Raw genomic sequence first — 9401 nt, forward strand, 5'->3', positions numbered from 1 at the left:
CGGGCCGGGGGGCGGCCGGACGGGCCGGGCCGGGCCGCGGACCGGGCACCGCCGTGGACGCGGGGCCGGGCCGCGGACCGCCGGTGGCGGGCCCTTGGGCGGCAGTACGGGCAGGGGACGCGCTGCCGGCGGCAGGCGTGCTGGGGGCTGGTGCGTCCGACTCGCGGGGGAAGGGAACGCCGGGGCCCGGGATGCTCTCGTGAATCTCCGGCTCCTCGGGGATGACAGGCATACCCGGATATCTATCAAATGCCGGTCGGATGCGCACGGGCGCCCCACCCATTGGGCACCAAGCTGTCGCGCGGATCAGCGGAACGTGGTGCCGGTGAGTACTCCTGATGACCAGTCAGAAGCCGAGCGTGAGCTGTTCGTCGCCGTCCGGAAGCGACCGGGTGCGCTTCAGGTGGCTCCAGCGGGGCAGCGCGTCCATGAAGGCCCAGGAGAGCCGGTGCTGCTCGGTCGGGCCGAACTCCTCCAGCGCCGCGCGGTGCACCGGGGAGGGGTAACCCGCGTTCTCCTCGAAGCCGAACTGCGGGAACTGCGGCGCCAACTCGGCCATCTGCCCGTCCCGGTGCACCTTCGCCAGCACCGAGGCCGCCGAGACGCAGACGCAGCTCTGGTCGCCCTTGATCACCGTGCGCACCCGCCAGGGGCCGCCGAGGTAGTCGTGCTTGCCGTCCAGGATCACCGCGTCCGGCTGGACCGGCAGCGCCTCCAGCGCCCGCACCGCGGCCAGCCGCAGCGCCGCCGTCATGCCGAGCTCGTCACACTCCAGCGCCGAGGCCTCGCCGAGCGCGTACGCCGTCACCCAGTCCGCCAGCACCGGCGCCAGCTGCTCGCGGCGGCGCGGGGTGAGCAGCTTGGAATCGGTCAGCCCCTCCGGCGGTCGGCGCAGGCCGGTGATCGCCGCACCGACCGTCACCGGGCCGGCCCAGGCACCGCGCCCCACCTCGTCGAGTCCGGCGACCACGGTCGCGCCGGCGCGGCGCAGCGAGCGCTCGACGCTGTGGGTCGGGGGCTGGTGGGGCATCGGAGTTCCGTTCCGTCGACAGTCAGCGGTGCCGGGCGGCCGGGGCCGGGCGGGCGAGGCGGCCGACCGGGGCCGCGCCCTCCACCCTACGGCGCGCCGACGCGTCCCCTCACCCCTTGACCGACCCCGCCAACAGCCCCCGGACGAAGTACCGCTGCAACCCGAAGAAGACCAACAGCGGAATGATGATCGACAGGAACGCCCCGGCGGTGAGCACCTCCCAGTGCCCACCGTAGGACCCGGAGAGCTGCGCCAACCGCACCGTCATCGGCGCCACCTCGGGGGTGCCGCCGGCGAACGTGAGCGCCACCAGCAGGTCGTTCCAGACCCAGAGGAACTGGAAGATGGCGAACGAGGCCAGCGCGGGCGCGCAGAGCGGCAGCACGATCGACCGGAAGATCTTGAAGTGCGAGGCCCCGTCGACCACCGCCGCCTCCATCAGGTCCCGGGGCAGCTGGGAGATGAAGTTGTGCAGCAGGAAGATCGCCAGGGGCAGCGCGAACATGGTGTGCGCCAGCCAGACCGGCGCGTAGGTCCCGCTGAGGTCGAACTGCGGGATGATCGTCAGACCGCCCAGGTGGGCGCCGCCGGAGAAGAGCTGGAGCAGCGGGATCAGCGCCATCTGCAGCGGTACGACCTGCAGCGCGAAGATCAGGAAGAACAGCGTGTCGCTGCCCCGGAACCGCACCCAGGCCAGCGCGTAGGCCGCCATCGCGGCCAGCGCCAGCGGGAAGAGGGTGGCCGGGATGCTGATCGCCAGCGAGTTGACCAGGTAGGGCATCAGCCCGTCCGGGACGCCGAAGCCGCCCTCGAAGAGCACGGTGTGGTAGTTGGAGAGCCCCAGGTGGGGGTGGGCGAAGACGTTCCACCAGCCGCTGACCGCCACGTCCCGCTGCGGTCGCAGCGAGGTGGCCAGCAGCCCGAAGGTCGGGATCGTCCACAGCACGGTGATCACGATGACGAAGAGCGACCCGAGCGGGCCGCTGAAGGACCTCCGCACGGCCTTGACGGCGGGCAGCGGCCGGACGGACGCCGCGGCCGACCGGTCGGGAACGGACCGCTCGGCGGCCCGCTGCCCGGGGACGGACCGCTCGGCGGCCGACGGGTCAGCGGCCGACGGTCCAGCAGCCAACGGGTCAGCGGCCGGCTGATCGGGGACGGGCTGTTCGGGGACGGGCTGATCGGGGACGGGCTGATCGGCGCTCTGACTGCTCATCGGGTGGCCCGCTCCTTGCGCAGCTGGACGATGTTGTAGGCGACCAGCGGGAGCACCGCGAGGAAGAGGATCACCGCGAGCGCGCTGCCCCGACCGACGTTGAACTGCACGAACGACTGCGAGTACATCTCGTTGGCCAGCACCTGGGTGCCGAAGTTGCCGCCGGTCATGGTGCGGACGATGTCGAAGGCCTTCAGCGTGACGATCATGACGGTGGTCAGCACCACCACCAGCGTGGTGCGGATCATCGGCACCGTGACGTACCAGAAGAGCCGCAGGCCGCGCGCGCCGTCGAGCCGGGCGGCCTCGGTCACCTCGTCCGGGATCGCCTTGATCGCGGCGGAGAGCACCACCATCGCGAACCCGGTCTGCACCCAGACCATGACCACCATCAGCAGGAAGCTGTTCAGCGGTTGGGACAGCATCCAGTTGGGCGGATGGTGCCAGCCGAGCCAGATCGCCAGCTGGCTGAGCAGCCCGATCTGGGACTGCGAGGAGTCCCGGGTGTCGTAGACGAACTTCCAGATGATGCTGGCGCCGACCAGCGAGATCGCCATCGGCATGAAGATCAGCGACTTGTAGAGCGCCTGCCAGCGCATCCGGTCCACCAGCAGGGCCAGCACCAGCCCCAGGCCGGTGGCCGCCGCGGGGGCGACCACCAGCCAGAGCAGGGTGTTGAGCAGCACCTGGTGGATCGAGTCGTTGGTGAGGGCCCAGTCGTAGTTCCTGACCCCGAGGAACCTGCTGCTGTCGTCGTTGCGGAAGCTGAGGTAGACGGTGCGGACCAGCGGAACCACCAGTCCCACCAGGAGCAGCAGCACCGCCGGCCCCAGGAAGATCACGATGGCGAGCGGCCGGCTGAACCGGCCGGTGGCCCGCCCGGCCGCGAAGAACACGGCGAGCAGGATGCCCGCGAAGCCGGCGATCGCGCCGAAGCTGTTGGCCAGCTTGGTCGCGGCGTCGCCCGCGGTCGAACTGGCGAGGAGCGAACTGGTCACCGGCATGCGGGCGCGGTCCTTCCGACGAGGGTGGGTGTCCGGTCCGGTCGGGCGGGGCTCGCCACGGTCTACTGGGGCCAGGCGCCGTCCACGTCGGCGGCCACCTTCTGCACCGACCAGCCCTCGGCGAACCAGGCGGTGAACGCCTTCCACTCCTCGCCGGAGCCGACCGCGGCGGGCATCATGTCGGAGGCGTCGAAGCGGAAGGTCGCCGTGCTGTCGGTCAGCGCCTTGGCGGAGAGCTGGTCGATCGGGTCGGTGTAGAGGCTCTGGTCCACCCCGCGGTTGGCCGAGACCCAGCCGGGCGCCACCTTGACCCGGCTGGTCGCCCAGTCCGCGGTGGACAGGTAGTTCTGCACCGCCTGCACCGCGCCGCGATTGGAGAACGCGGCGACGAACTCGCCGCCGCCCTCGACCGGGGTGGGCAGGGCCGGGTTCTGCGCCGGCAGCTGGAAGGCGTAGATGTCGCCGTCCGGGCCGACGTTGGTGCCCTTGGGCCACTGCGCCTCGTAGAAGGAGGCCTGCTGGAGCATCCAGCACTTGCCGGTGAGGATCGGCGCGCCGGCGTCCTGGAAGGTGGTGGTCGCGATGGACTTCACGTCACCGATGCCGCCGTTGACCCAGGCGGGGTTGAGCATCCAGTTCTGCACGACCTGCATCGACTGGGTGATCGGCGGGTCGCTGAACTTGACCTTGTGGCTGACCCAGTCGTCGTAGACCTGGCCGCCCTGGCCGCCCAGCACCACCTCCTCCACCCAGTCGGTGGCCGGCCAGCCGGTCGCGGTGCCCGAACTGATGCCGCCGCACCAGGGCTTGCTGCCGTTGGTCCCGGCCTTGGCGATCCGGTCGCTGAGGTCCATCAGCTGCTGCCAGGTGGTCGGCACCGCGTACCCGGCGGCCTTGAACGCCTTCGGCGAGTACCAGACCAGCGACTTCATGTTGGCGCTCATCGGCGCCGCGTAGAAGGTGCCGTCGACCGAGCCGTAGGTCTTCCAGATCGGGCTCCACTGGTTCTCGTTGGTCACCGTCTGGGCCGGCGGCTTGACCACCTTGCCGGTCTTCACCATCTGCGCCAGCAGGCCGGGCTGCGGGATGATCGCCAGGTCGGGGAGGTTGCCGCCGGCCACCCGGACCGGCAGCTGCGACTCGAAGTCGTTCGAGCCCTCGTAGGAGATCTTGATCCCGGTACAAGAACTGAACTCGGCCCAGGACTTCTCCAGCGAGTCCGACTCCGGGCTGAGGATCGAGGCGAACATCGTCACCGTGCTGCCGGAGTAGCCCGCGTACGGCTGGTACTTGGCACAGGAGCCGGTCAGCGCCGGTGCCGAGTGCGCGCTGTCGCCGCCACCACCGCCGGAGCCGTTGCTGCAGGCGGCGACCAGGGCGAGGCCCAGCAGGGTGGGGGCCACCAACAGGTGTTTGCGGAACCGGGCACTCATCGTGATGTTCAAAGCGTTCTCCTGCGGCCTGGGATTGAACCACATGACACTGCGCTGAACCGGAAGTCGAGCTCAGCCACGGCGAGTTGGGCCGTGACCGGGCCGATGGGCCTCGATGGCGGCTGGCTCGAAGACGTTAACGCACCCTTCATCAGAGGCCAAGGACACGTTCAGCTTTCACTGTGGAGACTTCCCGACCACTCCGGGCAGCCCCCGGCACAGCTCGGGCGAACCTCCACCGTGTTCGCGAATACCTACCCCGCCTCGGCCCGCGAATGCGACGGTGCGGACGGTCGACCACGCCGACCGCCCGCACCGCGGCGGCACCCGAGCCGCCCAGCAGATCATCTGACCATCAGTCAGAACAGCTGCACCGGCAGCTCCTGGAGGCTGTTCAGCACGATCGAGGCGGCCGGCCGCAGCCGGTCCCCCGGCACCGCCAGGCGCAGCTCCGGGAAGCGCTCGAAGAGCGCGGGCAACGCCACCTGCGCCTCCAGCCGGGCCAGCGGCGACCCCGGGCAGACGTGCGGCCCGTGCCCGAAGGACAGGTGCCGCACCGGGTCCCGGGTGACGTCGAACAGCTCGGCGGTCACGCCGTGCTGCAGCGGGTCGCGCCCGATCGCGTTGTACGAGATCAGCACCGGATCGCCGGCCGGCACCACGGTGGTGCCGACCGCGACGTCCTCGGTCGGGTAGCGGAAGAGGAAGTTGCTGGTCGGCGGCGTCCAGCGGAGCGACTCCTCGACCACCGCGGCCCAGCCCACCCGGCCCGAGCGGACCAGGGCCAACTGGTCGGGGTGGGTCAGCAGGGCCCGCACCGCGTTGGTGATCAGGTTGACCGTGGTCTCGTGACCGGCCGCGATCAGCACCCGCAGCGTCGCCGCCGCCTCCGCGTCCGACAGCGCACCGCCCTCGACGTCGGCGGCCAGCAGCGCGCTGGTCAGGTCGTCGCCCGGCGCGGCCCGGCGGCGGCGCACCAGGTCGTCGACGAAGGCGTTCAGCGCCGCCACGATCGCCTGGATCCCCTCCGGGTCCGGCACGCTGCGGAAGAACCGCTCGTACAGCTCGCGCAGGTAGCCGTGATCGGCCGGATCCACCCCGAGCAGCGTGCCGATCACCGTCATCGGCAGCGGGAAGGCGAACGCCGCCTTCAGGTCCACCACCGGCCCGCCCGCGGCCAGTCCGTCCAGCAGCTGCGCGGTGAGCTGCTCGATCCGGGGGCGCAACAGCTCCACCCGCCGGGGCGTGAACGCCTGTGCCACCAGCGCGCGCAGCCTGCGGTGCTGCTCGCCGTCCGCTGTCACCATGCTCGGACCGGGCACCGCCACCCCGATCAACGGCCAGTCGCGCGGCACCTCGCCGCGCTGCAGGGCCCTCCACTGCCGGGCGTCCTTGACCAGCCGCTGATCGGTCAGCAGCGCCCGCGCCTCGGCGTACCGGGTGACCGCCCAGGCCCGCACCCCGCCCGGCAGCTCCACCGCCACCACGGGACCGGCCGCCCGCAACACCGCCCCCTCGGCCGCACTGTCGCGGGCCAGCGGGTCGAGCGCCACCACGGCGGGCACGGGCCCACCGGTCGTGGGCATACGAGTCGTCGGCATACCAGTCGTTGGCATACCAGTCGTGGGCTCAGCGGTCATCCGAACGCTCCCGAGGTCGTCGTCGCAGGGGTGAAGGCCACCGGCAGCGCCACCAGCGCCCGGACCCAGGCCGACGGCCGCCAGACCAGTGCACTTTCGGCCACTGCCAGCCGCAGGTCCGGCAGCCGGTCCAGCAGCACCTCGACCGCCGTCCCCGCGATCACCTCGGCGGCCTCCTGGGCCGGGAACGGGCAGCGGTGCTCGCCGTGCGAGAAGCTCAGGTGCGCGCGGTTGCCCTCCGCCGCCTCACCGCTCGCCAGCCGCACCGCCGGGTCCGCGTTGGCCCCGGCCAGCCCGAGCAGCACCAGGTCGCCGGCCGCGATCCGCTGCCCGCCCAGCTGGGTGTCGCGCACCGCCCAGCGGCCGGCGAAGATCTGGGTCGGCGTGTCCTCCCAGAGCGCCTCGCCGAGCGCCTGCCCCACGCTGCGCCGCCCGCCCGAGAAGGAAGCCGCGAACCGGTCGTCGGTCAGCATCAGCCGCAGCGCGTTGGCGATCCAGTACGCGGTCGGCTGGTGACCGGCGGCCAGCAGGACCCGCAGGTCGCGCACCACCTCGTCGTCGGTCAGCCCCGCCGGGTGGACCAGCAGCCGGGAGGTCACGTCCGCCCCCGGCTCAGCCCGCTTCGCCTCGACCAGCTCCAGCATCACCGTGACGATCCGCTGCGAGGCCTGCTGCGCGTCCGGCCCGCCGTCCATCATCGCCAGCAGGTTCTCGATCAGCACCGGGACCTGGGCGTCGTCCAGGCCGAGCAGCCAGCAGAGCACCAGCAGCGGCATCCGGTGCGCGTACTCGGCGACCAGGTCCGCCTCGCCCCGGCCGGCGAAGGCGTCGATCAGCCGGTCGGCGATCCGCTCGCAGTACTTCTTCAGCTCGTACGGATCCACCGCGCCCAGCGTGTCGGTGATCGCCGCCGAACGGCGCTGGTGCTCGGTGCCCTCGGTGTAGAGGAGCGAGGCCACCGGGGTCATCATCGGCCGCAGCGGCCAGTCCTCGGGGATGGTCGGCCAGGCGTTCCAGCGGCCGGAGTCGCGGCCGAACAGCTTCGGCCGACTGGTCACCTCCTGCAGCTCGCGGTAGCCGATCACCAGCCAGGCGGGCACGCCGCCGGCCAGCTCGACCGGCGCGACCGGGCCGTGCGCGGCCCGCAGTTCGCGGTAGACCTGCGCCGGGTCGGTCTGGAAACGCGGTCCGTACAGCGCAGCGGCGCCCGCGCGGTGTGCGGGACAGCCGGACGGCGGGGTGGTCACCGGCTCGGTCACGGGTGGCTCTCCAGTTCGGCTCGGGCCGCCTCGGCTTGGGCCGCCTCGGCGCGGGCGTACAGATGGTCGACCAGCTCGATCAGCACCTGCTTGCTCGACTCGCGGTCGCGGGCGTCGCAGTCGACCAGCGGCACCTGCGGGTCCAGGTCGAGCGCCTCGCGGATGCGCGCCAGCGGGTGCTCCGGCGGCTCGAAGGTGTTGCGGGCCACCACGAACGGCAGGCCGTGCTGCTCCAGGCGGTCGATCGCGTACCAGGAGTCCGCCAGCCGCCGGTCGTCCAGCAGCACCACCGCCCCCAGCGCGCCGTGGAACAGCCGGTCCCAGAGGAACCAGAACCGCTCCTGCCCGGGCGCCCCGAACAGGTAGAGCACGCTCTGCTCGGACAGCGTGATCCGGCCGAAGTCGAAGGCCACGGTGGTGGCGCGCTTCTCCCGCACCGCCGACGGATCGTCGATGCCGATGCCCGCCCGGGTCATCAGCTCCTCGGTGGCCAGCGGCCGGATCTCGCTGACCGAACCGACCATCGTGGTCTTGCCGACGCCGAAGCCGCCGACCACGACGATCTTCCAGGCGTGGTCGGCGGTGCTGCGCAGCGGCGTCCGGGGCGCGGGCGCTGCCGGGCCGTCGGCCGACGGTTCGGCCGTCGTCGACGGCCCGGCGACGGCCGGCGCGGCGGCCTCAGAGCCGGCGGAGTCCATGCAGTACCTGCTTCAACGTGTCGAGATCGGGCAACTGGGCCTGGCCGGCGGCGAACCGCGGATGCCGTGCGGTGATCCGCCCGGCCGCCATCAGGTCACCGAGCAGGATCTTCACCACGCTGACCGGCAGGTGCAGGTCGGCGGCCAGCTCCACCACGGCGGTCGGTCGCTCGCACAGCCGCAGGATCCGGACGTGCTCCGACTGCATGCCGGGGACCGGCTGCTGCTCGGCGACGATCAGCGTCACCACGTCGAAGGCGTCGGTCTCGGCCCGGCTGCGTCCACCGGTCACCGTGTAGAGCCGGTCGGGGCCGTCGGACGGCGACCCGACCGGCCGCCGGGGCCGGGTCACGCGTCCGCGGCGGTGTCGTTCCCGCGCGGCGGCGCGCTCAGGAACGCGCCGATCTGCTCGACCAGGGCGTGCATGTTGTGGCCGACCAGACCCACGTCCGCGCTCTCGTCGGTCACCACGGCCAGGTGTGCCCCGTGGCCGGCCTCGACGATGCACAGGATGCCGCCGTGGAACTCGGTCATCGACTGCCGCACCCCGCCGGTGCCGTCGCCGAACTCGATCGAGGCGCCGTGCGCCAGGCTCTGGATGCCGGAGGCGATGGCGGCCAGTTGGTCGGCCTGGTCGATGCTCAGACCGGCGCTGTGGCAGAGCTTCAGGCCGTCCGCCGAGAGCACCAGGGCGTGCTTGGCGTCGGGGGTGTCGGCCAGCAGGTGCTCCAGCAGCCAGTCCAGGTCGCGTTCGGTGGTGCTGCTCATCAAGCGTTGTCCTTCGGGGTGTCCGGGGTGTCCGGGATGTCCTTGGGGTCGGCGGCGGTTGCCGCGGGTGCGGGCCCGGCGCCGCGGACCTCGGTGCTCGGGTCCGCGGTGCTCCGGTCCGGGCGGCCCTGCCCCTGGGCGGCCACCCGGAAGGCCCCCAACCGGGCGCCCGCGCTGGAACGGGCCTGACCGGCACCGCCCGCCGCCGCGGTACGGGCCTTCGCCGCGGCCAGGGTCTGCCCCCGGCGCCGCCTGGGCAGACCGTCCTCGATCAGTGACGGTGCCGGGGCCGCCGGCGGTTCCACCGGCGGCAGGGCCGGGCGCGGCCGCGCCGGGGCGGGCAGCGCCGCGGG

General features: G+C 72.4%; 9 protein-coding genes and 1 pseudogene. All 10 read right to left on the reverse strand.

What is annotated here, in order from left to right; all coding sequences use genetic code 11:
- Positions 1-346: 346 nt before the first annotated feature.
- Positions 347-1030, reverse strand: coding sequence for a ribonuclease HII (locus ACQRUO_RS36530; RefSeq protein WP_428320478.1), 684 nt, complete (start codon positions 1028-1030; stop codon positions 347-349).
- Between the two features lie 109 nt (positions 1031-1139).
- Positions 1140-2246, reverse strand: a complete 1107-nt coding sequence (locus ACQRUO_RS36535; protein WP_428320479.1) for a carbohydrate ABC transporter permease — start codon at positions 2244-2246, stop codon at positions 1140-1142.
- Entirely contained in the window at positions 2243-3250 is a 1008-nt protein-coding gene (locus tag ACQRUO_RS36540; RefSeq protein WP_428320480.1) for a carbohydrate ABC transporter permease, read from the reverse strand. The genes ACQRUO_RS36535 and ACQRUO_RS36540 overlap by 4 nt, the downstream gene beginning before the upstream one ends.
- 62 nt (positions 3251-3312) lie before the next feature.
- Positions 3313-4695 carry an ABC transporter substrate-binding protein gene (locus tag ACQRUO_RS36545; protein WP_428320481.1) on the reverse strand — a complete coding sequence of 461 codons (1383 nt, stop codon included), beginning with the start codon at positions 4693-4695 and terminating at the stop codon, positions 3313-3315.
- A 347-nt stretch (positions 4696-5042) separates the two neighbouring features.
- The gene (locus ACQRUO_RS36550) at positions 5043-6269 is read right to left on the reverse strand and encodes a cytochrome P450 family protein (RefSeq protein WP_428320482.1); all 1227 of its coding nucleotides are present in this window, start codon (positions 6267-6269) and stop codon (positions 5043-5045) included.
- Between the two features lie 50 nt (positions 6270-6319).
- Complete coding sequence (locus ACQRUO_RS36555) at positions 6320-7582, reverse strand: cytochrome P450 (RefSeq protein ID WP_428320483.1); 1263 nt, start codon at positions 7580-7582, stop codon at positions 6320-6322.
- Positions 7579-8280, reverse strand: a complete 702-nt coding sequence (locus ACQRUO_RS36560; RefSeq protein ID WP_428320484.1) for a GTP-binding protein — start codon at positions 8278-8280, stop codon at positions 7579-7581. The genes ACQRUO_RS36555 and ACQRUO_RS36560 overlap by 4 nt, the downstream gene beginning before the upstream one ends.
- Positions 8261-8632 (reverse strand): DUF742 domain-containing protein, encoded by a 372-nt coding sequence (locus tag ACQRUO_RS36565; RefSeq protein WP_428320485.1) that lies wholly within the window; start codon positions 8630-8632, stop codon positions 8261-8263. Before ACQRUO_RS36565 ends, ACQRUO_RS36560 begins: the two co-directional genes overlap by 20 nt.
- Positions 8629-9048 (reverse strand): roadblock/LC7 domain-containing protein, encoded by a 420-nt coding sequence (locus tag ACQRUO_RS36570; RefSeq protein ID WP_428320486.1) that lies wholly within the window; start codon positions 9046-9048, stop codon positions 8629-8631. Before ACQRUO_RS36570 ends, ACQRUO_RS36565 begins: the two co-directional genes overlap by 4 nt.
- Positions 9048-9401 (reverse strand): annotated as a pseudogene (locus tag ACQRUO_RS36575) (hypothetical protein); the annotation flags it as partial. The pseudogene ACQRUO_RS36575 and the gene ACQRUO_RS36570, both read right to left, overlap by 1 nt.

The sequence above is a fragment of the Kitasatospora sp. LaBMicrA B282 genome (assembly GCF_050325825.1).
Taxonomy (GTDB): Bacteria; Actinomycetota; Actinomycetes; order Streptomycetales; family Streptomycetaceae; genus Kitasatospora.